We start from the raw sequence: 25,601 nt of genomic DNA, 5'->3' as shown, positions 1-25,601 counted from the left end.
AGTGTAAACAACTTCATCATAAAGACGATCGTCTCGTTCTCCTTGGCCGTTCTTCCGGTTTTATCATCTTCAACAACTCCTGCCCTATCCCTGCTATCCTATTCAATGTACTATTCGTCACCTCCTTATACTTCGCCCTAAAAATACTCTCCGTAAACGGCTCATTCCTCCTCGCTGAAAAGTACTTCGGCAATAACCGAAACACTTCCTCTGCATGCTTATGCGACAGCTGCCCCATCGCTCTTAGCAACCTTACTATCAGCGCCATCATCGACACGGACATATTCGTCCGGATCTTCTCTGGTATTATCAATCCCCCCGGCTCCTCCTGCATTTTCCGTTCCAGAAAATTGATCTCTACAAACAGCCATTCCTGCAATAGATCCCTGATAGCCGGTGCATCCGGACAATAAGCCTGCCCTGAGCGAAGCTGCAACTGCTGCATATCACTATACGTCTCTTTCAACAGCTTCATCTGCTCTTCGAATGAATTCGCCAGATGCATTTGCCTTGTCAACCAGGTCGTACAATAGTGATAAAAATCAGTGGTATTACAGTTCAGGCAAAATAACACATACTGCAACTGGTGATGTTGTAAATTATAATTCTCCTGTTCCAGTAGGCGTAGTAAATGCTGGTGTAGCTGTACTAAAAAATGCAGTTTCGCATCATTCAATTGATAAGGCAATGCCGGATCCAATTGATCAAACAACTGCATAATCAAATTCTGCAGGTCATGGCAGCTATCATCCGTTATCTCAAACCACCTTTTAATCAGCGGTATCCCGGGTAGCAATTGTTGTCTGATGATTTCCCTGTGAATATTCGGTAACGGTAGCAACCGGTTGAAATATTGAGGAAACGTATCCCTCAGGTAAACCAGGAATTCATCCAGCTGAAAACAAATATCCGCACGTAACAGGGCCGTGTTTTCCTGTATGGTATGTGATGATGATAGTTCTGTATTCAACCAGGATGTCGGCAATTCAGCAATCACGGTACACAGCCTTTGCTGACAAATGAGGATGTAACGTTGCATGGCCTGTTCATGCAGCCCGTTTAACCGGCATGTTTCGAGTGCTGCTTTCAGATGACTGATGGCATTGATGGTACCCTGGTGTATGGTAGCGATCAGTTCATACGGTGTAATATTGTCCTCGGGCTGTTTAAGGAATTGCAGGCTTTCTACCAGCTGATTCAGCGGGTTCAAGGGAGTTTTCATAATGTGCTAGTGCTAATGGTTAACAATAGTAAATTTTATTCATAGTTATTTGGAGGTTATCAGGTATAGGTGATCCTGATAGTAAATGCAATATATGAAAATATCAATCATACGGCCTGTTCATTTCGTTCATTTTTTCCTAAGTAGCAGTAGAGAGATGGCGTGCTGGTAAGGATTCGTATGAACAACAATTATTTACGAATAATAAATAATATGAGTAAAAGGGAAAAATATGAGATCATTAACTCCGCATTAACCGAATTCTGAGAACAAAAGTCTAGCATTGCACATTGATTGAATTTTTTAGTCTATATCCATATGGCCGGGCATTCTTGCCCGGCTAATTTAATTATATTCATTGATCAGATTTACGACGACCTGGGCCATGATATCTTTTTCATCCGGTTTGCTTTCTGCTATCATTAGTGTGAGTGCAACCAGGGCATTGTCTGCAATTCTTTTAGAACCGTCAGTCCGGTAAAGGATGCCGTTTTTTTCTAAGAACCATACAAAGAGAAAGGCTGCAATACGTTTATTTCCATCGGAAAATGAATGGTTTTTTACGACGAAATAAAGCAAATGCGCGGCTTTTTCTTCTATACTGGGGTAGAGGTCGTTTCCTCCGAAAGATTGGTAAATATTGGCGATAGAGCCTTTAAAAGAGTCGTCTTTTTCATTGCCAAAGAGGCTGCTGCCGCCGAATTTGTCACGCAGGCCTTTGATGGCGTTCATGGCGGAGTCGTAGGTGGCCACAAAAGAAGCGGTGGTATGTATACCACTTATAGTAAGGGTACGGTGATCGTATTGATCAAGAATATCGAGTGCGTAAGTGTAGTCGGTGATCACTTTGTGCAATCCATCGGCTTCGTCACCCACTGGGGGATTAACAAATTTTATTAAGATCTGACTGGCCCAGCTGCGGAATGCCGGGTCGTTGGCGAGCTTTGTTTCTATATCAATGATCTCCATTTTGGCTTGTTTATTCTATAAAATTAGAAGAAATGAATAAGCAAACCAAAAAATCATCATACGATCAATCTGATAAAACCCAATACCATCAAGCATCTCCTACTGCTCTCTTCGCATCAGCATCACATTACACTCATAGTACGCATCCACCTCTTTCAACATATCTATTGCATTCCTATACCCCGTCGACGCCGCTATCATCCCCAAGGTAAGCGACTTCTGCATGATACTATCATATATATGCATCATCCTCACCATATTAATAAACGGCGTGATCCCTATACAAAAATTATGTCTGAACCCCTGTGCCAACTGCGCCCCCGGCATATTAAACATATTCGCCAGTTCCGCTACACTATGCCTCATATGCGGGTTCGTGGTCACATAATTAAACACCTGGTGCAACATCACCGTCTGTATCGGCGTAAACAACTGTAACGATGGCGGTGGCGTGGCATCCTGCAAGGCGAAGTTTAAAAACAAATCCACACAACACCTATGCATATAATACTGCGCCATCTCCTCTACATACTTACAAGATAATATATGCTGAACAAGATAGTTACACACGGCATTTATCCGGTAAGGCCTGTCATTAATCACGCCACTGATCTTCTCCAACCGCTTATTCGCCAGATTATACAACCCCGGATACTGCTGCACCAGCTTCGGGATATTCGCCGGCATGATATTGATATGAAACGATAATACCTTCTGCCCCGCTTTCATGGGCACCCGGTGCATCTCTGAGTAAAGATTGAATAAATTACACTGCCGCTCTTCCAACATAAACTCCGGTATAGTGATCGTTTCCGCCCGCAATGTATCCTCATACATAAAATGCAACGCCCACAAATGATAGGGAGAATATGGACAAAGAACAATATCTTTCTTCGCAAATATATCATGTAACCACACTGAAAAATAACCCAGCTGCATATGCTGAGATAACATATCAAAGTCATTATCCGACTCAAAATACAGCCCTCCGCTCGGAATTACCAATTGTAAATACTCCGTCGGCACATGACCAGCATGAACATATTCGGTAATGAACCGGTCAATTAAAAGCAGCTTATTTTCGTCGTGCAATACTGGGTACATAATCGTGTTTTTTTAACGGCGATTTTGTTTACACCTTAAATGGTAGTTAACACTTTCACATGAAACATGAAATATGAAACATGAATATGATGATCAAATTGCCAGGTAGTGTGTCAGCCGGGTTTGAACAATGCCAGGTATTCAAACTGTTGGGGGTTTAAGACGCTCCATTACAGCAAATAGTATGTTCCAATACCGGAATAGTTAGTTATCTATGCCTTCTAATGACTACCTTTCTTACATGCATTGACCAGCATTTTGCTAAACTAACAAAATGATTGGGGTAAGTGGTTAATGACTTGTTAATGAAACAAAAAAGATAAAAATGATAACTTAAGACTGCTTGGTGAGTAAGGGGGGGCCGATGTAAAAGTAGATGTTAATTAGTTGATTATTATTAAGATAAGCCGGGCACTGTCACCTTGTGTACCTGTGCCTGAACACACAATGTATGTAAAAAATCGTATACCTGTTGAAGTGTATCCACCATCTTATCGTGTTGATCTCCCCCAATAGTCGCTACCCGCAATACCGTCTTCTGCATGGCGATCACAGGCTCAAAAGTAGTATACTCCTGCAGCAGCTTGTCTTCGTAATGATTCCACGCCTTTATACCGGTTGTGGTTACATTGATGACAAACTCTCCCGCAGGTTGTGTACGCGTAACTATGAACCCTGCTTCTATGTTGATAGAAGGTACGTCCGGCCTGGTAAACTGATAACAAATATCCAATCCGTCAATATCCGTCCAGCCATGATCGGCTGTGCGCTGGCGAATACCTTTTTTGATTTCACGAATACGGTGTATCTGTTGACGGGTGTTTTCCAGGTTCCACGCATCGTACTGCTGAATCAGCTGGTCTATGGCGATGGCATTGTCGTAAAAGAAATGAGATAATTCGTTGGGGGCCTGGGCTTCAAATATCCGAATAAGGTCTTTGTGCATGCTGGCAAGTTTAATTTCTTACACTAAACTAATTTTGATTTCTACACTAAACTAATAAAGTAAAATTTGGGTTTCGTTAAGAATTGGTTAAAGGTGCGTTTTATTTTTTTAATGATTGTGCAACGCGCTTTTGCGGGATCTCCTAACTTTATATTGAATCAAATGATTAAATTCCTGCCGTATGATGAGAATGCGATACCATTACTGTTTCTTAGCAGGAGTTACAATGGTCCTGCAATTTATTTTGATCAAATACCTGTATCCGTATCCTAACTTTATGCAGGACTCCTACAATTACCTGCGGAGTGCGGTTACCAATATCGATGCTAATTTATGGCCGGTAGGGTATGCTAAACTGATCCGTTTTGCCGGGTTCTTTTCCCATAGTGATACTTTGCTGGTTTTTATTCAGTTCTTCATCTATCACATCTGTGGTCTGTACTATTTTTATACCTTACTGGAACTGCGACCCTGTAGCAAATGGCTGCAATGGACCATGTTCGCCGTTATCTTTTTAAACCCCGCTATTCTTTACTTAAGTAATTATGTGACCAGCGATGTGTATTTTATCGGGATCAGTCTGGTGTGGATGGCGCAGTTATTCCGGTTGACTTATAAACCTACCTTCCTGTTATTGTGCGTGCATCTCGTTGTGCTGTTACTGGCATTTACGGTGCGTTATCATGCGTTGATTTATCCCGTGATCAGTATGACGGTGATTGTGTTTTGTCAGTATTCAAAGTGGGTCAAAGTGTGGGCGGTCGGAATGGCGGTTTTCCTTGTAGGCGCGTTTATTTTGTATACCACGAGACAGACGGAGACTCATATGGGCAGGCGACAATTCTCTGTTTTTAGTGGTTGGCAAATGGCGAATAATGCGGTGTATGCATATGTACATATGCCGGTAAGATCCAAAGATACGGTGCCTAAACAGTTCTCTGACATTCAGGCACGCGTGGATCAATGGCTGGATTCTGTGCCTATGGCTGATAGACCCAATCGCCCTATTATGGCTTATTTTATCTGGGATCCGGGTTCGCCACTACAGCCAGAACCCGGTGCACTACACATCTCTGACAATGCAGGACATCTGCGCAAAATGGCGGAGATCGCACCATTGCTGAATGATTATGGTAAGTACCTGATTGCACGGTATCCTGTGCCTTATATCCAGTATTATATCTGCCCGAATTTATTGCAGTATGTTTTTCCACCTGCGGAGAATCTGAGTGTGTATAATGATGATGTGGATACTATTCTGCCGGTGGCCAAGGAGTGGTTTCAATATAAGGATACGCATGTGTTTAAGCGTGCGGGTGAAGAACTGCGGCTGTTTAATTTTTATCCTTATCTGATGGTGATCACCATGCTTGTTTTTCTCATCGGCTGGATCCGGTATTTATACCAGGAAGGCCGTGCTATTGCGAATGAACATTTCAGGTATGCGTTGACAATTGTTACTTATTACTGGTTGGTCAATGTTGGATTTAGTGTGCTGGCTTCGCCGGTGGTGCTGCGGTACCAGTTATTTAACCTGATTGTAGGGGCTACGTTCGGTGGAATGCTGTGGGATATGAAGGTGTATGGAAAGTGATGGGTAATTACCCCACTCATCCCAAATGTTTGGAAATACAGGATATTCCCACTACCTTATTGTCGTAATGAAAAACTAACGCGCCAATGCTTGTATCCAGACGAACCGTTTTAAAACAGGTCCTGTTCGTATCTGCCGGTCTGGCTATTTTACCCTCATGTTTCAATGAGAAAAAGCCACCGGGAAAAAAACTCAATAATTTTGTACTTAGCGCTGAGGAAACAGGTTCTCTTGCAGCACTTGCTGACACCCTGATCCCCGGCGGAGATAAGCCCGGAGCTATCCAGGTAAAGGCTGATCAGTATGCGCTCACGCTGGTCGATGATTGTTTCACAAAAACAGACAGGGAAAAATTCCTTACCGGTATGAAAGCCTTCCAGAAAGACTGGAAAAAGGGAGATGTCGCTTACCTGAAAAAGATGGAAGAGACTACTGCTGAGTCAGGAGATGCTTCCGCTTTCTATCACACTTACAAAGGCTTATTAATCCAGGGTTATACCGGCTCTGAATATTATCTCACAAAGGTATTCCCCTACGAGCTTGTGCCAGGGCGATTCCACGGAAGTGTATTGGTCAATAAAGGATAAATTGTATGCCAAATATAAATACTGGCGATACCAGCCACAACTTTGATGCGATTGTGATCGGATCGGGTATCAGCGGCGGCTGGGCAGCCAAAGAGTTCACGGAAAAAGGATTGAAGACTTTAGTACTCGAAAGAGGTAGAGACGTTAAACACCTGAAAGATTACCCCACCACCAGCATGATGCCATGGGAATTTGCGCATCGTGGGCAACTCACCGCACAGCAAAAAGAAGATAATCCGGTGGTGAGCAAATGTTATGCATTCAAGGAAGATGCCCTTCACTTCTTTGTAAAAGATAAGGAACATCCATATGTACAGGATAAGCCATTTGACTGGATCCGCGGTTACCAGGTGGGTGGTAAATCACTCCTGTGGGCAAGGCAGACCCAGCGATGGAGTAACTACGATTTTGAAGGTCCTGCAAGAGATGGTTTTGCGGTTGACTGGCCTATCAGGTATGAAGATATTGCACCCTGGTATAGTTATGTGGAAAAGTTCGCCGGCATTTCCGGGAACAAAGATAACTTACCCGGACTACCGGATGGGGAGTTCCTCCCTCCCATGGATTTGACGAAAGTAGAGCAGTACTTCAAGGACTTTGTCGGCAAAAACTATACAGACAGGCATGTGATTTATGGACGTTGTGCGCACGTGACTGAGCCACAGGAAATCCATAAACAGCAAGGTAGAATGCAGTGTCAGAAGCGTGACCTGTGTCAGCGAGGCTGTCCGTTTGGTGGATATTTTAGTAGCAATGCTTCTACTATTCCATGGGCGGAGAGGACAGGAAATCTTACTTTGAAACCTGATACTGTCGTACATTCTATCATCTACGATGCACAGAAAGGCAAGGCCACTGGTGTACGTGTGATTGATGCAAAGACGCATGCTGCTACTGAATACTTTGCACCGGTGATATTTGTAAATGCCGCTGCGGTGAATACAAATATTATCCTGCTCAATTCTACTTCTGATCGTTTTCCGAATGGTATTGGTAATGACAGTGGTTTGTTAGGAAAGTATTTTGCTTTTCACAATTACCGCGCTGTGATCACTGGTAAGTATGAAGGCTTGCTGGAATATACGACTGATGGCAAACGACCTACCAGTGCATATATACCGAGGTTCAGGAATCTTGTGAAACAGGAGACTGACTTCCTGAGAGGTTATGCTGCCGGCTTCCATGCCATGCGTCCTTCGTTTTCAAAACCAGATGGATTTGGTACAGCGCTGAAAGATAATTTGTTCAAAAAGGAGTTAGGTCCGTGGAGTGTGGGTTCTCATATGATGGGAGAGACGATTCCTAAAGAGCAGAGCCGTTTATACCTGGATAAGGATCAAAAAGATGAATGGGGTATTCCATTGTTACATACTGATATTGGGTATGATGATAATGATGAGAAAATGGTGAAGGATTTCTTTGAGCAGATGACGGATATGTATACTAAAGCAGGTTTTACTGATTTGAAAACACGTGATTCCAAACAGGCGCCGGGATTGGATATTCATGAAATGGGCGGTGTGAGAATGGGGCATGATCCAAAGACGTCTTTACTGAATAAGTGGAACCAGATGCACCTGGTGAAGAATGTGTTTGTGACAGATGGGGCGTGTATGACATCGACCAGTACGCAGAATCCGAGTCTGACGTATATGGCGCTCACGGCAAGAGCGGTGGATTATGCGGTGAAGGAAATGAAGAAAGGAACGATATAATGATACAAGGCCTGTGAGCATTGCTCACAGGCTATCATCTTCTATCTCGCCATGTAGTAATTCTATATCTTGTTGGGTAAAGTCCATTGATTTAACACCATCACCCAGCCATCTTAATTTAAATAACCCAAGGGCAATGATCCCCGCCTTTCCATGCATTTCTAATCCCATTTCTTTTGAGGTATTTACATTGATATTTGCTGCGCCTAAATTCAAGGCTTTCAGTGCTTTTACATCACCACTAAAAGTGAGGTCGGTATCTGCTGCGATGGTAGAGAAGATGGCTGCATCTTGTGCGTTGTATAGCTGGTGTACGACTTTCCATTTTCTCTTCCAGCCTTCAGTCGCTTTGAGCTGTATGCCTATCTGGTGAATGTTCTGCATTACTTTTACCTGTATCACGGGGGATTTTACAAAGAAGGAACCTTTCCGGCCGAATTTCATGGTCACTTTTGCATCGATGGCTGTGGGCGGGATCACATCTACCTGTGCGTCTCCTGAAAAGTTGATTACACTGGTTTCGGAAGAGGTGAAGTTGATACTGCTATCCGGGCCTTCGGCGGTTTCATACGTAATACCAAATTCTTTGATATTGCCTAGTTGCATAAATACACCGTTGGAGAAGATGCCGTAGTCACCTAGTTGAAAGGTGTTTGTAATCGGTAGCCAGGCGGCATTGACATTGAGGTGGTCTTTGATGATGTCGTTGAATGCTTCAGGGATCTTCATGGGTTAAAATTTTATTGAGATAAATATAGAACTATTCCGGGGGATATTAATTGTTGGTGATAATTTATGTGGACACAACATACTATCTTCGAATCGATGATCCGTTGAGGTGATCTGTTTTGTAATCCTTATGGAAGGTGGAAATTGGTGAGGGTGGAAGAATGAGATAATTTTATTTCTCTATGTCTACATATTTAAAGATTAGTCTTATCATTGTTTGTATGGCTGCCGCTGTTGGTTGGCGGTCGTACCATATGTCTACAACTTTTGTCGCTTACCAACCGCTTGGATTGGATGCCAGAAGAACGACACATGTCATATATTCACCGATAGCAGATTTTAGAAAATGTCTGCTGCTGGTATTAGATAACTATCACATCAAATACAAGATTGATGATTGGGATTGGATCAATATCCCTCTGAAGGTGGATCGCGATACAGCGCTGGTCAGGGAGTTGACTCAAAAAGCGGATGACATTGCGTGGGTGTATGATCACACCAAACATCCTAATGCTTCATTTCTTTGTAAGGGAGCAGGATATGTCGCTGTGGTATTTCAGGATTCTATTAATGTTACCTGCGAAGATGTACAAATTGCAGAGCAGATTTTGCAGGGGGCAAATACTAAGCATCAGTTATCTAAATTTTACCGTCAGTATTTTGGGTATTTGAATGAGAAAGGTGAGCGATGTGTCGATATCGATTTATATAGTAAAACAGATTGTGATTATTTCCGATTTCTAAAAGGTAGGTTAATAATGGAGGATGGGGGAAATGGTTTTCTTCATGCAGGTATCAACCTCACCCGTAAGCACTTTGAAGAGATTATCCCGAGTAGTAAGGGTTGAAATTTATTCCCTACTTTTATACCATGAATTCCATCCTTCATCAACATACACAAAACAACAAACTCCCTATCCGTATCATCTCCCCTACTTTCGGGAGCCTTCCTCCGGAAATTCTGGGGCCCCACTCGCCTGCTCATCGCAAAACACATTACCTGTTCCTCTTTGTGCTGGAAGGCACTACCCGCCATGGCGTAGACTTACAGCATTTCGATATACAGGCAAACGAGCTCCTCTTTGTGTTGCCGCACCAAATTCACCATGTACCTGATTCAAAAAAAGGGATTAACTTTTTCAAACTGGGCTTTGAGGAAAGTAGTCTGTCGCTCTTACCAAGACAATACCCTTTCCTCATCAATCCTCTCAACAACCAGAAAATCTACTTCACCCCTCCCGCAGCTGCCAGACTGAAATCCATCTTTGAAATGCTACTCGGATTGCTCAGTACTATGGATACCGATCCCGACCTGATACTGGCGCATCTCAATAGTTTATTAACAGAAATCAATTCTGCGTATTTCGCTGTGGATAAACAGCCTGCGGATGACAAACTCGCCAAGTACATCAATTTTAAATTATTGATAGAGAACAATCTCACGGATCATCCCAGTATTATTGAGATTGCAGAAGAACTTGCTTTGAATACAAACAGTTTGTATAGCATTGTAAAGCAATATTCAGGTTTGAGTCCGAAAGAGTTCATTACCAACCGGCTCATACTGGAAGCAAAGCGTAGGTTGTTTTATGCAAGAAACTCTTCTATTAAGGAATTGGCTTATGACCTGGGGTTTAATGATCCCGAATACTTCTCCCGCTTATTTAAGAAGGTCACTGGTCAGACGATCGCAATGTTCATTCAGGATTTGTGATGGGCTGCTGGGTGAAGACCGTTATCACTTTTATGCAGGATTTTTGAGAGGATTGTTCCGGTAGTTACTGTCCTTCTTCTATGTTCAGGATTTGTCAGGGAACTGTGGTGGGCTGCTGGGTGAAGACCGTTATCACTTTTATGCAGGATTTTTGAGAGGATTGTTCCGGTAGTTACTGTCCTTCTTCTATGTTCAGGATTTGTCAGGGAACTGTGGTGGGCTGTTGGGTGAAGACCGTTATCACTTTTATGCAGGATTTTTGAGAGGATTTTTCCGGTAGTTCCTATCCTTCTTCTTTATTCAGGATTTGTCAGGGAACTAATACGTTTTGTCCGGGCCCTCTCATGTGGTTCTTCTGAAATTTGTACCATGAATAGAAAACTTGGAACAAACGGACCACTCGTATCATCCATCGGTCTTGGATGTATGAGTTTATCAGGCGCCTACGGCGTAGCCGATGACCAGGAATCAATTAAAGTGATTGAAAGAGCACTTGAGCTGGGACATAACTTTTTAGATACCGCTGATTATTACCGTACCGGTCACAATGAAGAATTGATCGGCAAAGCGATCAAAGGCAAGCGCGACAAAGCGTTTCTCTCAGTAAAGACAGGGCAAATGTTCGCCCCTGCAGCGAATAAAGGATTTGGTTTTGGCCCTGTCAATGCGCATCCTGATTATTTAAAGAATGCTATTCTCTACAGTTTACAAAGATTAAAAACAGATTACATCGACCTATATACACCGGGGCGTGTAGATCCGAATGTACCTATTGAAGATACGGTGGGTGCACTGGCGGATATGGTGGATAAAGGCGTTATCCGGTACATTGGTCTTTCTGAAGCATCTGCGTCTACCATCAGAAAAGCGGCGACGGTAGCGCCTATTACAGCGTTACAAATTGAATATTCTCTTTGGAGTAGAGAGATTGAAGCAGAAGTGCTACCTGTTACCCGTGAATTGGGAATTGGTATTGTCGCTTATTCGCCTTTGAGCAGAGGATTTTTGACTGGTGATATAAAATCACCTGAAGATCTGAAAGATAACCGGCCAAATATGCCACGTTTTCAAGCGGAGAATTTCTATAAGAATCTGGAACTGGTGGAGCAAATCAAAATATTGGCTGCGCAGAAAGGGTGTACACCTACACAGTTAGCACTGGCATGGGTGTTGGCGCAGGGGGAGCATATTATTGCTATTCCGGGGACGAAGCGGATACATAAACTGGAAGAAAATATTGCAGCAGAACAAGTGCAGCTTACGCAGGAGGATTTGCAAAGTATAGAAGCGATTATGCCGGCGGGAATTGCGGCGGGGACGAGGTATCCTGAGTTTTTGATGAAAGCGTTGAATGGGTAACCTGTGTGACTGGTGAAAGTCTTGAATGGGTGATCTGGGTATCTGATGGAAGCGTTAAATGGGTAACCTGGGTGATTGGTGAAAGTCTTGAATGGGTGATCTGGGTATCTGATGAAAGCATTGAATAGATAATCTGAGTGACTGATGAAAGTCTTGAATGGATAACCTGATTCCCTGATGAAGCCCTGATCCCGCTAATTCAATCTTCTAAACTCACTCGGCGCATAACCAGTTTTCTGCTTAAACAACCGCGTAAAATGCGAAGCATGTTCAAAACCCAGTGAATACGCTATTTCACTAATATTCTTCTCCGTACTCCACAGTAGCGATTTTGCCATATCTACCACCTGTAGATGAATATGCTCCTGTGTCGTCTTACCTGTAAACCGTTGCAATAAATCAGATAAGTAATTCGGCGAAAGGTGCAGCTGCTTTGCAAAGTAAGCAACCCCTGGCAGCGCTGTATGCTCCTGAGCAAAATAATCTTTGAGCAGTTTTTCAAATTGCTGTACCATATCGGTATTGACCTTTTCATGCGTATAGAACTGCCTGTCATAAAACCGGGTACAGTAGTCTAACAGCAAGGCGATATTCGACTGAATCAAACTATTGGTATGCTTATCGATACGTTGTGAATATTCTTTCCGGATGTTGTCAAAACAGGTCGTGAGAATTTGTTTCTCCTCTTCTGTCACGAACAGCGCCTCATTGGTTGCATAATGAAAGAAGGAGCAATCAATGATCTTACGTCCCAACGGACTATTATTAATCAGGTCAGGATGAAAAAATAATCCCCAGCCTTGCTCGACATAATCACCAGGGCTGGGGGTCATTACCTGGCCAGGAGCGGTGAACATCAATGAACCTTCACCGAAGTCGTAATAGGACTGACCATATTTTAACTGGCCAATGTATTGTTTACATAGAATACTATAGCAACCCAACCTGTAGGAGGAGTTGGATGGGGTAGGTTGTCTTACACCCGTCATTTCAATGGCAGCCACAAGCGGGTGCGTCGGCTTCCCAAGACCTGCAATCTCGTGCAGGTCAGCAATAGATTTTATATCTATGATTGCCATGTTGTTGTTTTTATATTGCTATAAAATTCAGCATCTTCTTCAATACATCTGTGATTGCCATGTTATTTGCTGGTTGTTGTTTATATTGCTATAAAATCCAGCATCATCTTCAATACATCTGTGATTGCTATGTTATTTGGTTGTTGCTTTTATATTGATGTAAAATTCAGCATCTTCTCCAATACATCTATGATTGCCATGGTATTTGGTTGTTGTTTTTATATTGATATAAAATTCAGCATCATCTCCAATACATCTGTGATTGCCATGTTATTTGGTTGTTGCTTTTATATTGCTATAAAATTCAGCATCTTCTTCAATATATCTATGATTGCCATGGTATTTGGTTGTTGTTTTTAAATTGCTATAAAATTCAGCATCTTCTCCAATCCTTCTATGATTGCCATGGTATTTCCTGGTTATTTTTTTCCCTGATATAAAATTCAGCATCTTCTCCAATCATATATCTCAGCCGGTCTGTATTGTCTGTCGCTGCTTCGTAGATCAATTGCGCTACATCTGCTGCTGTGGTTGGTTTCATAGGCGCTGTCAAAGCTGATAAATTACCCATGAAAGTTGCAAAATGTTCATTGTAAGCCGCAATTTCATTTTTGATCAACTGTACGTTGTTACGGAAATTCGTATCGACAGAGCCCGGTTCGATGAGTTTTACACCAATATTTAAAGGCTTGAGCTCATGATGTAAAGATTCTGAAAATCCTTCTACTGCAAATTTACTACTCACATACGGACTCCCAAAAGGGAAACCAAATACACCTGCAATAGAGGAGAGGTTAATGATCGTACCATGTCCCTGCTCTCTCATATAAGGCAGGATAGCCCGTGTCACGTCCATGAGACCGAATACATTCACCTTGTACATTTGTAGTAACTGCTCGTGGGTAGAAGATTCGAAAGCGCCCATCACACTATATCCTGCATTATTGATGAGCACATCTATTTTGCCAAAGCGGTTCAACCCTTCGTTCACCGCCTGTGTAATAGAAGTCTGGTCCTGTACATCCAACCTGGTAACGAGTACATTTTCCAACTGCTGCAACTCCGCTTCTTTGTCAGGATTGCGCATCGTCGCGATTACATTCCAGCCGTGTTGCTGAAATAATTTAGTCGCCTCACGGCCAAAGCCGGTTGAGGTGCCGGTGATGAAGATTGTTTTTTTCATGCTACAAAGATCATGGCACCGACGTTCTAAGACTTGACGATTTCTTCGAAATGTTTAACACTATTCATTAATCTTGATCAGGGAGGTGAGTGCAAGGGATTTGGAGAAACCGTAGTTGTTCCAGTAATAGATGAATGTGTCAGGTGGTATTAAAGTCACGACTTGTTGGAAGAGGCTTTTCTCTTTGCCATAACTAGTCATGAAGATATAATTCTGGTGGTAGACGTAGGTGAGTTCTGCGTGAATGCTTTGGGTGGGTTTGATAAATGGATGGCCATTTACACCTGATTTATGGGGCGGTTATTTATATTGGAGGTGGTGGGAGGAGTACGCATTATGCACTGAATATTTAAATTTTGAAGAATTTTTTTAAGGAGATCGATATCCTGATGACCAGATTTTTTTATGTAGATGTTTGTTCGTTTTAATAATAAAATCCTGCATTTTAACAATGCAGGATTTTATTATAGATACATCGCTATTCAAATTTATTGCTTTGCAATAAAAGCATTTGTAGATGCAATCATTATATCAATTGCTTCGGATTCCACTTTATAAATGTAAGAGAGAGCTCTGTAGTATCTGTCCATTTTGTTTACCAGCGCGTCTGTTTTTTTAAAACCTCTAGGAACTCTTCTGTTTTTCTTTTTAGAAATTTTCCCGGTCATAATTTTCTTTTGCATATGAAGCCAGTTTGGTTAAAAAAATCGATCTTGATTAAGTTTATATTTTTTAGCCGGATTATCTCCTTTTAGATCAATGCATTCAGGGGCTTCGTTTAGATTAACATCTGTACTAATAGCTCCAAAGCTGCTGAAAAATTCCTGTCCTTTCTCTTTCACTAAGTAATATGTCAGCAGCGGGTCGTTTCCAACCTGATCAAATATATACCCCAGTGGAACATACCTTTTGGTAGTATTAAAACGATGTAATGCCCTGATGGTGGCTTCTCTCCGTTTTAGAGAAACTAATGTTAAGTTGACCTGATAGTCAATTTTAGTCAGCGTTTCGGCGAGTTTAATTATGGATTTTGGATCTGGTCCAACTTTAGGAATTACCAAATTGTTTCCATTTTCAATAGCCCGGTTATATAATGATTGAATTTTTTGTGGATTGTTTTCTCCAAAGCCAAAAACAATTTTATTGGATTCTTCCTGAACAAGGGTTGCCCCGCAGTCATATTCAAATTCAGGCAATTTCCTTTTGGCGAAATCAGAATCTAAGATGATAGCACCTTCATCTTCAGATATAGCATTTGCTATAGAAGATTTTCCTGATGCCGGAGGCCCTATTAGTATGAAGGCTCTTCTTTCTGATCTTACAGGTATGCGAGGTAAGGCACCTCCTGCCCCCAGTGTTGTTTCATCCTCATTCCCCAATCTTTGTAGTGTATACAATTCGGAAATAATACGTTCTCTTAAGTTCCATCTATCTAGTTCACTTACATAATCTCTGTCTCTATGCTTTGTACTAATTAACGTGTTTTCTTCCTCCTTAAAATCCATCAACATTTTCTCACTTGTCACAATTTTCCTGATGATTTTTGGAGTAGTTCTGAATTGAAGAACTTTTTCAATAAAATGTTGTACTAAGTCGTCATCCCGAAGGAGTCGAGAATAATTTGCACTCATAAATCGTGGTGTATTGGCTAATGAACCCTATTACAGGGCCATTACAATATTAAGTTACATCAGGAAATTCAATAAAAAAGGGAATTTTTACTTTTTTATTATGATTAAGAATTGCATGATTAATAATGATGTAAGAGTGAGAAGTCTGACCTTAGTAGTGCACAAATGATAGCTTTGTTAGCTTCCAGATTCATAACCATCGCCCCCATTTTCACATTCCTTGATTATTCCTCTTGTGATGCACTGTTAGTTTTCCCCCGCAAAAGATGAAACTAACATTGTTATTAATCAGGGAGATCGATACTCCATAATATCATTTAAAGTGAGAGGGAAAATGAAGGATTAAAGAACCTGCTATAGATACTTGATCATAAATGGCCGGTTATTTGACAAATCGGATAGCACTTCTCATTGTATTTAAATGATAAGCTATTAAGCAGGTATGGATTTACCCGATTGCATTGAGTAAATAAGTTGCATGTAAAGCAGTATTCTGGGATTGAACTATACAGAGAAGGAGATTCCTGTATCTAAGCATAGAAAGAGTGCGGTAAAAGCAATGCTAAAAACATACACGTGACCCCACCACTAAAAACATAACTCCACTAGAACATTAATTAAAGGGGGGGCTCTCCCCTTTAATTATTCTTGTTCTTTGTCTTCTTTTTTAACTTTCTCACGTTCCTCTGGCGGAACCGTTGTCAGATTGCCATCCTCATCCAGGTAAGCCATCATACTTTCCAGGCCTTGTCCTTTTGCAGAATTCGCTTTCCTCTCCTGTTTCCTGTCCTCTTTCTGCTGCTTTGCAACCTTCTTTTTATTCTCTTTTGTCTTTTTATTCCAGCTTATTGCCATAGTAAAAAAAATTGGTGATAGAATAGATCAAAAGGAATTGATCGATGTTAGTAATAAATTTAATAGAAAATGGCATCCCCATACGAGGCTAACTATCATCTCAATAGATAAGTAATAGCAAGGTGTAGTATTAGTCTGGATCGCTGTTAGTGTTGGATAATTTAGTATTATATAATAGTGCCAGACAGATGCTAAATTATAGCAAAGGTACGTTTTATTTTTGGCTATAAAAAACATAAGCGCTGTTGCCAGCGCTTATATTAACTAAATATCGTTCTTATAGGGAGAACCAGTCGCTGTCTGCCCGATAGTCGTCTACCGGAACTGACAGGTTCGGAATGCCGAGATTGGATACCAGGTGCGCTATTTCTATCCGCACGTTGCCAATACAGTTCTCTACCAGGTCTTTTCTGAACCCTGCATCTTCCATTTCCAGTGTATAATCTGTACAAATGAGTCTGCTGATGATTTTACCCAGATCCACCATTTTACGTTGGGTCAGGGTCGTGGATATATCGCAGGCAAGCTGTTCTTTAAAGTATTCTGATGATCGCTGTGTCAACGGGAAGGTAGACAGGAAGTCGTACAGACTGCTGGTATGATGGCGCTTCATCTTCTTCATCACCACATCCGCGATCTGTGTGTACAACATCTCGTTGGAGCCTTCAAAGATCTGGAAAGGCCGGCTGTCTACTATACCTCTACCCGCAATATGGCTGATCTTATAGCCGTTGGCGCCGGACAACTGCAAACACAGCTGGGCGGACTCGTGCATCAGGTCGGTCACGAGGGCCTTCATACTGTTCGCTTCCAGTCCTTCTGTAGCCAGGTTATTTTCAATACCGCTGATCTTGCTGCTTTTGTAACACATCGCAGAGCAGATGGTAAACGCTGTTTGTATACGTGACAGCTGGAACTTAATGGAGTCCATGGCGTAGAGGTTGCCCGCACCTACCATCCTGTTCTTGGTATGATCCAGAGCTTCGTCCAACATTCGTTTGATAAAGCCCATACCCATACCCGGGAACTGCATCCTACTTCTGTGCAGGATGTCCAGCATCATCTTAATACCAGTACTTTCCGGAATCAATATCTGTTCCTTAGGCACCTGTATGTCGATTTTATTCAGTCCATAGGGAATCATATACAAACCAAGATTATTGTAATATGACTCCACAATGATTTTTTGCTCTTCCTTACAGTTGTCTGCCATGAAGAAATCAACGTCTCTTGACAAACTGCCATCTTCCTGTTCCTTTCTGGCAGCAATCAGCCAGTAGTTTGCCTGGCCGGTCAGACCTTGCCAGTGCTTGGAACCTTTGATGGCGAAAGTGTCACTCAGCTCCTTGTAAGCCGTCATCATATTCAAGGCATCACTCCCAAAATCAGGCTCCGTGATCATGAGGCCCCCCATACTCTGGTGGTGCAGGAAGTTGTCAAATACTTCCTTTTTTATTTTGTCATTACCGTATTTGGCCAGCGGCTCCAGGAACAAAGCGATATTAATCCCAAAGGTCAGCGATAGCGGCAAAGACTCATAAGCCGCGGCAGACAATAATGAAAGACATTCTTTTACAACCGCTCCTCTACCTCCGTATGCCGTTGGTATGGCTACAGAAAGAGGCGCCATGTCCATAATATCCTTCCATATATTATCGGGTAAGCCCCGCTGAAGACTTAACTGATTAATATCGTTTTGTTCATAAAATATTCGTCTAAGCGCCCGCTCAAAATCAGCGATGAACTCCGTTAGACTCCTTGAATTTTCCATATTATCATCCTTTAAAAAAAGCAATCGGGGCCTAAATATAGGATTTTGACCGTTGTCTTGCCAATATTAATCGATGATTATCCGGAGATAATGTCTACTTTTTTGTGGTATTTATAGTGGATTCATAGTGATATTTACCGCTTCCGACTTCCTCTTTCCCTTCTTTTCCAGGTACATAGATTTCGGCAGTGGTGTTAACAGGTATCTCTACATCCATGATAAATTTTGTGTCCTGAATTTTCCAGTCTACGCCAATTTTGCCATATCCACTCTCATAACTGGCCTTTGCATAAGTCAGGTTGCCACCCGGTCTCGGCATAATTCTGATCTTTTTAAAGCCGGTGGTGGATGAGTCCATATTAATCCCTGTGATGTTTTTATACATCCAATCTCCGATGGCGCCATAGGCGTAGTGGTTAAAGGAGTTCATGTCTGTTGTCTGGAAGGTACTGTCCGTTTTCATGCCATCCCAACGCTCCCATATCGTGGTCGCCCCCATTTTTACAGGGTATAACCAGGACGGATAGGTTTCTTGCAATAAGAGCTTATAGGCAACATCTGTATAGCCAAACCTGGTCAACGTATTTGACAATAAATAGGTACCCAGGAAACCGGTGGTCAGGTGATTATTATAGCTGGCAATGTCATCCACAAGATTCTTTGCCGCCATCGCCCTGATGTTTTCTGGTAGCATGTCAAATGCCAGCGCCAGTACATAAGAGGTCTGGGTATTAGACATGATACGACCATTGGGGGTCACATACTCCGCACAAAAGGCGTCTTTGATTTTTTTCAGTAAGGCGGAATATTTTGCCACATCATCCTGTTTGCCGAGCACTTTGGCTGCGTTAATCACGAGTTGGGTGGATAACGCGTAGTAACATTGGGTGGTGATATAAGTATAGGTGTCGGCATAACGGTTCTCTGATTTATAAGATAACCAGTCGCCAAAGTGCGAGCCACTAGCCCACATGTTATTGGGAGATTGCAGTTGGATGAAATCAACCCATCCTTTCATAGAAGGATATTGTTGTTCTAAGAGGCGCTTGTCGCTGTATACCTGGTACATTGTCCAGGGCACTACGGTGGCGGCATCTCCCCAGCCGGCAGAACCAGTGGCGTCATTGCCTAGTACGTTAGGAATCACGTAAGGCACGGAACCATTTTGTAACTGATCAGCTGCCAGGTCACGGAGCCATTTAGTAAAGAAGGTATTGACGTTGTGATTGAAGGTAGCAGTTTGCACAAAGGCCTGTGCATCGCCTGTCCAGCCAAGACGTTCATCACGCTGTGGGCAATCGGTCGGAATGTCTACGAAGTTGTCCACCTGGCTCCATTGAATATTATGCTGGAGTTGGTTGATCATAGCGTTGGAGCACTCGAAATCGCCGGTAGCGGGTGTGTTTGAATAAATGGCTACTGCTTCTATGCCGGTCATTTTAGCTTTGGTCCTGACTCTTACGTACCGGAAACCATGGAAGGTAAAATGTGGTTCGAAGTATTCTTCCCCTTTGCCGCTGAGTACGAAGATGTCTTTAGCAGCAGCGGTGCGGAGGTTGGCATTGTAGAAGTTGCCTTTCTTGTCCAGGATCTCGCCATGTTCGAGGATGATGCTGTCGCCGGGTTGACCGCTAGCTTTGAAGTGAACAAAGCCGGAGAGGTTCTGGCCAAAGTCGATCACGTTTTCACCGGCAGGAGTTTTGATCATCTTGATATTGCTGAAGACCTGGTGTTTGGTAACAGGAGGCGCCACGCTTGCTACTAGGTTGTTCAGGGGAACGTCGATCACTTTCACACCTGTCCATGTGGTTTCTTTGCGGTTATCCTGCCATTCGCCGTTATAGATCTCGGAGTAGGTGATCTTGCCGGTGCCTGATTTCCAGTGTTCGTCGGAGATGATGGTTTCTTTAGTGCCGTCGGTATAGGTGACTTCCATTTGGTATAACACACCCAGTGTCTTACCATATTTATTATCTCCCCAGCCGATGGTGCCTCTGTACCAACCGGAACCTACGGTGATTTCAATATTGTTATCGCCTGATTGCAGGAGGTTGGTAACGTCGTATGCCTGGTATTGCAGGCGTTTGTTATAGCTGGTGAAACCGGGGGTGAGGAAGCCGTCACCTACTTTTTTATCATTGATGCGGGCTTCGTATAAACCATGACTGGTAATGTAAGCGATAGCCGAAGCTACTTTCTTTCCATTACGATAAGTGGTTTTGAAAATAGGACATGGGCGGTTAGTGGCTTGTTCGGTGTAACCGGGTTCTATCCATTTTGCTTTCCAATCTGTGATTCCCATGCGGAAGTAAGCGGGTTCGGTAGAAGCGCTGTTATGACCATGGTTATCCCACACCTTTACTTTCCAGCTATATAGTTTGCCGGGAGTGAGGGCGTCACCTTCATAGGGGGCATGCAAAGACTCGTCGGAGGTGATCTTACCACTAGTCCATGTGGTCTTCTTTCCATCCATCACGGTGATTTCATAGGCCGATTGAAGGGTATTCTTTTGCTCCGTGCTGAGTTTCCAGCTGAAGCGGGGATGAGCATTGTCAATAGTTTGTGGATCTTTTAGCCCTTCCGTGAGCAGTTGTTTAACCTGTACCTGTGCGGAAAGGGAAAGATAGAGTGCCTGGGCTAAGAAAATAAGACTGATATGCTTATTCATAAGAGCATGAGGTGGAATGTGTGAATGAATTTAGACCTGTGGAGATAAATTTATCAAAATGAATTAGAAAATTATAATTTTTTCTGTGTGGTGAACATATTCTTTTTCGAGACGTTAAATATGTTGATTATGGAAGCCCTCATCTGAATAATGATCGATTAAGGTATCATTTTATAACATATTTATAACCACAACTCAATCACCTTCACGACCCTAACTATTTCATTCTATGAGAAGTAGCATGCAGCGACATTTATCATTTCTGCTGGATCAGGCACGTCCTGAAAGAAGGGGTGTTACAGCCCTGAGAGCAGCAGCGTTTATTAGTACGGAAGGTACGGCCGAAGCTGTCTCCGGATTTATTACGGGAGATACCTCTACATTTAGTGCGGAAGGTATTACCGCAGGCCCGCTGATTCCGCCGGAATTCAATCCTAAGGACTGGTTAACTTATATGCTCCATGTGGATGCGGAGTTAGAGCACAGTCTTATGGTGCAATATTTGTATGCCGCCTACAGCCTGGGTGGCGACCATGTGCCTGACGCACAGAAAGACCTGGTGAAGAGTTGGCAGGAAGTCATCATGGGTATTGCGAAGGAAGAGATGGGGCATTTTGTATCTATTCAAAATGTATTGCGGGTGATAGGTGCGCCACTGAACTTTGCCAGGCAGGATTTTCCTTATGATTCATCTTTGTATCCGTTTGATTTTATATTGGAGCCATTGTCTAAAGCATCGCTGGCGAAGTATGTATATGCAGAGTCACCTGCAGGATGGCTGAATGTACAGGATAGTGATGATGCAGAGACCAAGGCGATCAAGCAGGAGATTAAAGCATTGTTGCCTTCGGCGAATATCGGTGATCCGATTAGTGTGTTGTTTGAAAGCATCATTGAATTGTTGGAAAATGAAGAGATGATACCTGATGATGTCTTTGGTGTGGAGACTTATCCTTTTCAGGCGAAGCCGGATGAATGGCAGCGTGGGTATGATCATGGCGCGAGGGGGAATTCAACGCATGCGAGTCCGGCGAATACACCGAATGTGTTGGTAGTGCCATTAACTTGTCGTACAGATACCGTTGCTGCTGTGAAAGCGATTGCAGAGCAGGGGGAGAACCCGGATGCGGATGATGCAGATGAATCGCATTTCCAGCGTTTTTTGAATATTTATAAGGCATGGCGGAAATTGCCTGAAACGTTTAATCCTTCTAAGAATATTCTCACGAACCCTTATGTATCTCCTGAACAGAGTGCTATACCGAGTGATGGGGTGAGTATGATTACGGATTTTCAGACGAAGTTCTGGGCGAATTTATTCGATGTGCGTTATCGGATGTTGTTGAATTTTTTAACGCATAGTTTTTTGTTGGGAGAAGGGTATAATGATATGGTCAATTCACCGAGAGGGATGATTATACATGCGACGTTTGGGGAGATGTATAATTTGCGAACACTGGCGAATGTGTTGATGAATTTGCCTGCGGGTGGGGGAACGGATAAGAAGGCGGGACCGCCGTTTTTGTCACCTTATACGTTGGATCTGCCATTTGGGGAGAAGAATAAGTGGCGGGTGCATAAGGATTTGCTGTATGCTTCGTCGGGGATTATATCAGCGTTGCTGGCGTTTGGGAATCAGCAGTATAGTACTTATTTGTATTCATTGCAGGCGGCGGATAAGAAGTTGATGGAAGTGGCGGATGCGATATTGGCGGGGGATAAGGTGTGTATGAAGTAGGGATGGTGGCGATTAAGGGGCAGTTTAGTTTTTTAGGAAGGAATTGATCTGCGTAACTGTTTGATTTTTTATGATAGGATGGATAGAAGTAGCCGATATCATCACTGGCGTAACTGTTTAAGTTTTTACAGGAAGATTGATGGAAGTAGCCGATATCATCACTGGCGTAACTGTTTAAGTTTTACTGGAAGATGGATGGAAGTAGCCGATATCATCACAGGTGCAACTGTTTAAGTTTTTACTGGAAGATGGATGGAAGTAACCGATATCATCACTGGCGTAACTGTTTAAGTTTTACAGGAAGATTGATGGAAGGAACCGATATCATCACTAACGTAACTGTTTATTTTTTACCGGAAGATTGATCGCATTTCCGAATGTCATCATTCTTGAAACCATTTAATTCACCCACATAAACATATTGTATGCAAATTTCTGGTTTAAGGATTTTGCCTCCTATCGCTATTGGGCGATTGGGTTCCTCTTCATTGCCTATGGATGCTTTTATGCTGGATGTAGACCCGACAAATCCACTTGATTTTAGAAAAATTACAGTAGAGGAATCTTATAAAGTAGATCCTGCCACAGGGATCATGACAAAATTCACACCTGATAAAGTCATCTTCAAAGATGCGATTAACATAGATGTGAAAAATGGTACGGTGCGGCCTGTAGCACCTTTCCTGGAAGTGTTTGCGATTACAACAGACAATCCGGATCAGTTGGTTCCTCTGACGACAGACCTGTTGACAAAAGCGGGTTATAATCTGGATAGTATTTCATGGCATGTACATCTGGCGAATATTAAATTGTATCGTCGTACACAGAGTGAGAAGGATAAGATCAATGCGGAGATCACTTATATACAGTCGCATCAATTGATACCAGTGGAAGGAGAGTGTGCCAACTTTGTTTCGGGTAGAAAATTACCATTGGGCCATGTGCAGTTTATTCAGCCTACGACTGATTTTCCTCAAATTCGATTTAGGTTCACACCCGGGCCTGGAAGGATCTATGGTTGTTCTACCACGAGGATTCCTGATGACGGTAGTGCGCCGGAGCCAGATCCATTGTATTTAAAATATGGAGATGACTTCTTATTGTATAGTAAGGATGGAGATTGGTTCAATTATGTGGAAGGTAATCAGGAAAGACCGATTTTGACTAATCCTGCGGGTATTTTTGCGGGATATGATCAGGGTAATAACAGGGTGAGTTGGGGATATGTGGATGATGAGTGTGATGGCAGAATCACCATTGAGTTGAAAAAATCAGATGGAACTTTGTTGACAGCAAGTGCGCATGTATGTGCAGGACCACCAGCGTATGCACCGGATACCTTGCCGGTACGTGTGGTGACAGATGAGATAGAGCAAATCTTATTAGGTCCGGATGTGGATAAAGAAGTGCCTATAGAAGAAGCGCAGGAGATCGTAAGAAGAGCGTTGGAAACGGTACGCCTCATGAATACCGCTATCATGAATGGGAATAACTATTATGGCAGACCACGACCTGCGAGTATGATGCCTGCACAGGATTCAAATGACTTTGGCAGGATGTATGAACCGATCATGGCCCCTTCTATTGTGGATAATCTGGCGGTGAGGGCGATTCATGAACGGGTATTTAATGGTATTGGTACACCCTCTACGAGTACGTGGTTTGACAGTGCTTTGCGCAGACCGGATACCATTGGTAATTTATCCAATGAGGAAAGACGTAAAATGCCAGCTATGATGCGTGGTGCGGATGGTAGAGCGTTGTGTTTTACTTACAGACAGATTCATACGATTATTCAGAGTGCGGCGTCGGCTATGTTTCAGGCAGGTGCGACGAAGTTGAATACCAGTACGACGACTAGTATTCCTGTGGCGGATGTATATGGTCAGTTACATTATAAAGGGAATGGGAATCCTTATTCTGTGATGGCAAGGAGTGCGATTTCAAATTGTTTTCCTGGATTGGAGATGGACTTTAGAAACTTGTGGAGACGGGCGTTTAAAGGGATCACTTTGATTGAGAATAACAACTTCATTGTGGAAACGGAGGAGGAATTTTCACATCTCTTGTATCATCGGTTAGTTGGGGTACAGGGTAAACCGACTATGGTGCCCACACAAGGACCTACTTTCCCACGGAGCGGTAATTTGCCTTTGATCAATACATTTAATCCAAATGGGGTGTCTTTTATGGAGTGGTCTAATGGGCTGGCATATGTATTACAAAATCAGGGGAAGGAAGTAGAGTGCTACTTTACGAAAGATGAGTCGAATACAGAGGTGGTGGTGAGTGCGGCTGATCTGAATACAAGTAATGCTAACCTGGTGCGGGTGGTGATGACGGTGAATAATTTCTTTGAGGAGAATAGTACGGCAATTAATAATGATATTATTAAAGCAGGTGAATTGACACAGGGGTTATGTGCGCCATGGCAGAATGATTATAGAGAATGTGCTTGTTATTACTGGGCGGCTTCCCGTCCTGATTATGTGAATGTGGTGCCGGGTCCGGATGGGATTAGTCGGGGGGATAACTGGATGGCGAAGAAGCGGAGTGGGAATTATATTCCGGATAATCGGGCTGATAGTCGTTTGCTGACTTATGATGATTTGTTTTTGGATTGGGAAGGGGAGTTGAATTTTTTGGTGAAGGGGAATGATGCGTTGGATTCTGATGGGGGTAAAAAACAGGTGTGATGGGGAGATATGGAGAGAGTACAAAGAAAACTGGTTCTGAA

General features: G+C 42.8%; 22 protein-coding genes. 9 read left to right on the top strand and 13 right to left on the bottom strand.

Going from position 1 to position 25,601, the window contains the following annotated elements; all coding sequences use genetic code 11:
- Positions 1 to 16: 16 nt before the first annotated feature.
- The 4 genes from BW716_RS28230 to BW716_RS28215 form a co-directional block, all read right to left on the bottom strand.
- Positions 17 to 1,222, bottom strand: a complete 1,206-nt coding sequence (locus BW716_RS28230; protein ID WP_083729325.1) for a hypothetical protein — start codon at positions 1,220 to 1,222, stop codon at positions 17 to 19.
- 345 nt (positions 1,223 to 1,567) lie between these two features.
- A complete protein-coding gene (locus BW716_RS28225; protein ID WP_083729323.1) occupies positions 1,568 to 2,191 on the bottom strand; it encodes a type II toxin-antitoxin system death-on-curing family toxin in 624 nt (207 codons plus the stop codon).
- Positions 2,192 to 2,290: 99 nt separating this feature from the next.
- Positions 2,291 to 3,295 carry a hypothetical protein gene (locus tag BW716_RS28220; RefSeq protein ID WP_083729321.1) on the bottom strand — a complete coding sequence of 335 codons (1,005 nt, stop codon included), beginning with the start codon at positions 3,293 to 3,295 and terminating at the stop codon, positions 2,291 to 2,293.
- A gap of 397 nt (positions 3,296 to 3,692) precedes the next feature.
- On the bottom strand, positions 3,693 to 4,241 hold the full coding sequence (locus BW716_RS28215; RefSeq protein ID WP_083729319.1) for a hypothetical protein: 549 nt from the start codon (positions 4,239 to 4,241) through the stop codon (positions 3,693 to 3,695).
- A 181-nt stretch (positions 4,242 to 4,422) separates the two neighbouring features.
- Here BW716_RS28215 and BW716_RS28210 point away from each other — a divergent pair, with 181 nt between their 5' ends.
- The 3 genes from BW716_RS28210 to BW716_RS28200 all read left to right on the top strand — a co-directional run bounded on the left by BW716_RS28210 (position 4,423) and on the right by BW716_RS28200 (position 8,137).
- On the top strand, positions 4,423 to 5,835 hold the full coding sequence (locus BW716_RS28210; protein ID WP_143709083.1) for a hypothetical protein: 1,413 nt from the start codon (positions 4,423 to 4,425) through the stop codon (positions 5,833 to 5,835).
- Positions 5,836 to 5,921: 86 nt separating this feature from the next.
- Positions 5,922 to 6,422, top strand: coding sequence for a gluconate 2-dehydrogenase subunit 3 family protein (locus BW716_RS28205; RefSeq protein ID WP_083729315.1), 501 nt, complete (start codon positions 5,922 to 5,924; stop codon positions 6,420 to 6,422).
- 5 nt (positions 6,423 to 6,427) lie between these two features.
- Positions 6,428 to 8,137 (top strand): GMC oxidoreductase, encoded by a 1,710-nt coding sequence (locus BW716_RS28200; RefSeq protein ID WP_083729313.1) that lies wholly within the window; start codon positions 6,428 to 6,430, stop codon positions 8,135 to 8,137.
- A 24-nt stretch (positions 8,138 to 8,161) separates the two neighbouring features.
- Here BW716_RS28200 and BW716_RS28195 read toward each other — a convergent pair whose 3' ends face one another.
- Positions 8,162 to 8,866: a hypothetical protein gene (locus BW716_RS28195; protein WP_083729311.1), complete on the bottom strand. Its 705-nt coding sequence runs from the start codon at positions 8,864 to 8,866 to the stop codon at positions 8,162 to 8,164.
- Between the two features lie 182 nt (positions 8,867 to 9,048).
- On the opposite strand from BW716_RS28195, the gene BW716_RS28190 reads away from it, so the two are divergent.
- The 3 genes from BW716_RS28190 to BW716_RS28180 all read left to right on the top strand — a co-directional run bounded on the left by BW716_RS28190 (position 9,049) and on the right by BW716_RS28180 (position 11,939).
- Complete coding sequence (locus BW716_RS28190) at positions 9,049 to 9,714, top strand: hypothetical protein (RefSeq protein WP_143709082.1); 666 nt, start codon at positions 9,049 to 9,051, stop codon at positions 9,712 to 9,714.
- A gap of 23 nt (positions 9,715 to 9,737) precedes the next feature.
- Positions 9,738 to 10,580 (top strand): AraC family transcriptional regulator, encoded by an 843-nt coding sequence (locus BW716_RS28185; protein WP_083729327.1) that lies wholly within the window; start codon positions 9,738 to 9,740, stop codon positions 10,578 to 10,580.
- 369 nt (positions 10,581 to 10,949) lie between these two features.
- On the top strand, positions 10,950 to 11,939 hold the full coding sequence (locus BW716_RS28180; protein ID WP_083729307.1) for an aldo/keto reductase: 990 nt from the start codon (positions 10,950 to 10,952) through the stop codon (positions 11,937 to 11,939).
- A gap of 194 nt (positions 11,940 to 12,133) precedes the next feature.
- On the opposite strand, the gene BW716_RS28175 is transcribed toward BW716_RS28180, so the two are convergent.
- Positions 12,134 to 13,018 (bottom strand): AraC family transcriptional regulator, encoded by an 885-nt coding sequence (locus BW716_RS28175; protein ID WP_083729305.1) that lies wholly within the window; start codon positions 13,016 to 13,018, stop codon positions 12,134 to 12,136.
- Positions 13,019 to 13,072: 54 nt separating this feature from the next.
- Here BW716_RS28175 and BW716_RS28170 point away from each other — a divergent pair, with 54 nt between their 5' ends.
- A complete protein-coding gene (locus tag BW716_RS28170) occupies positions 13,073 to 13,378 on the top strand; it encodes a hypothetical protein (protein WP_143709081.1) in 306 nt (101 codons plus the stop codon).
- A 34-nt stretch (positions 13,379 to 13,412) separates the two neighbouring features.
- On the opposite strand, the gene BW716_RS28165 is transcribed toward BW716_RS28170, so the two are convergent.
- From BW716_RS28165 to BW716_RS28140, 7 genes are all read right to left on the bottom strand, one after another.
- Positions 13,413 to 14,201 carry an SDR family oxidoreductase gene (locus tag BW716_RS28165; RefSeq protein ID WP_083729301.1) on the bottom strand — a complete coding sequence of 263 codons (789 nt, stop codon included), beginning with the start codon at positions 14,199 to 14,201 and terminating at the stop codon, positions 13,413 to 13,415.
- Between the two features lie 60 nt (positions 14,202 to 14,261).
- Positions 14,262 to 14,402 (bottom strand): hypothetical protein, encoded by a 141-nt coding sequence (locus BW716_RS37090; protein ID WP_179091307.1) that lies wholly within the window; start codon positions 14,400 to 14,402, stop codon positions 14,262 to 14,264.
- Positions 14,403 to 14,689: 287 nt separating this feature from the next.
- Complete coding sequence (locus BW716_RS28160) at positions 14,690 to 14,884, bottom strand: hypothetical protein (protein WP_083729299.1); 195 nt, start codon at positions 14,882 to 14,884, stop codon at positions 14,690 to 14,692.
- Positions 14,885 to 14,899: 15 nt separating this feature from the next.
- Positions 14,900 to 15,832, bottom strand: a complete 933-nt coding sequence (locus tag BW716_RS28155; RefSeq protein WP_083729297.1) for a zeta toxin family protein — start codon at positions 15,830 to 15,832, stop codon at positions 14,900 to 14,902.
- Positions 15,833 to 16,474: 642 nt separating this feature from the next.
- A complete protein-coding gene (locus BW716_RS28150; protein WP_083729295.1) occupies positions 16,475 to 16,687 on the bottom strand; it encodes a hypothetical protein in 213 nt (70 codons plus the stop codon).
- A 277-nt stretch (positions 16,688 to 16,964) separates the two neighbouring features.
- Positions 16,965 to 18,458, bottom strand: coding sequence for an acyl-CoA dehydrogenase family protein (locus BW716_RS28145; protein WP_083729293.1), 1,494 nt, complete (start codon positions 18,456 to 18,458; stop codon positions 16,965 to 16,967).
- A 94-nt stretch (positions 18,459 to 18,552) separates the two neighbouring features.
- On the bottom strand, positions 18,553 to 21,126 hold the full coding sequence (locus tag BW716_RS28140; protein ID WP_083729291.1) for a glycoside hydrolase family 78 protein: 2,574 nt from the start codon (positions 21,124 to 21,126) through the stop codon (positions 18,553 to 18,555).
- A gap of 229 nt (positions 21,127 to 21,355) precedes the next feature.
- On the opposite strand from BW716_RS28140, the gene BW716_RS28135 reads away from it, so the two are divergent.
- Together BW716_RS28135 and BW716_RS28130 are read left to right on the top strand one after the other, a co-directional pair.
- Complete coding sequence (locus BW716_RS28135) at positions 21,356 to 22,864, top strand: ferritin-like domain-containing protein (RefSeq protein ID WP_083729289.1); 1,509 nt, start codon at positions 21,356 to 21,358, stop codon at positions 22,862 to 22,864.
- A gap of 425 nt (positions 22,865 to 23,289) precedes the next feature.
- Positions 23,290 to 25,560, top strand: a complete 2,271-nt coding sequence (locus BW716_RS28130; RefSeq protein WP_083729287.1) for a hypothetical protein — start codon at positions 23,290 to 23,292, stop codon at positions 25,558 to 25,560.
- Positions 25,561 to 25,601 lie beyond the last annotated feature (41 nt).

The organism is [Flexibacter] sp. ATCC 35208, assembly GCF_001975825.1.
GTDB lineage: Bacteria > Bacteroidota > Bacteroidia > Chitinophagales > Chitinophagaceae > Chitinophaga.
Note: the sequence above shows the minus strand (reverse complement) of the source record. Positions and strands in the feature narration are given on the sequence as shown.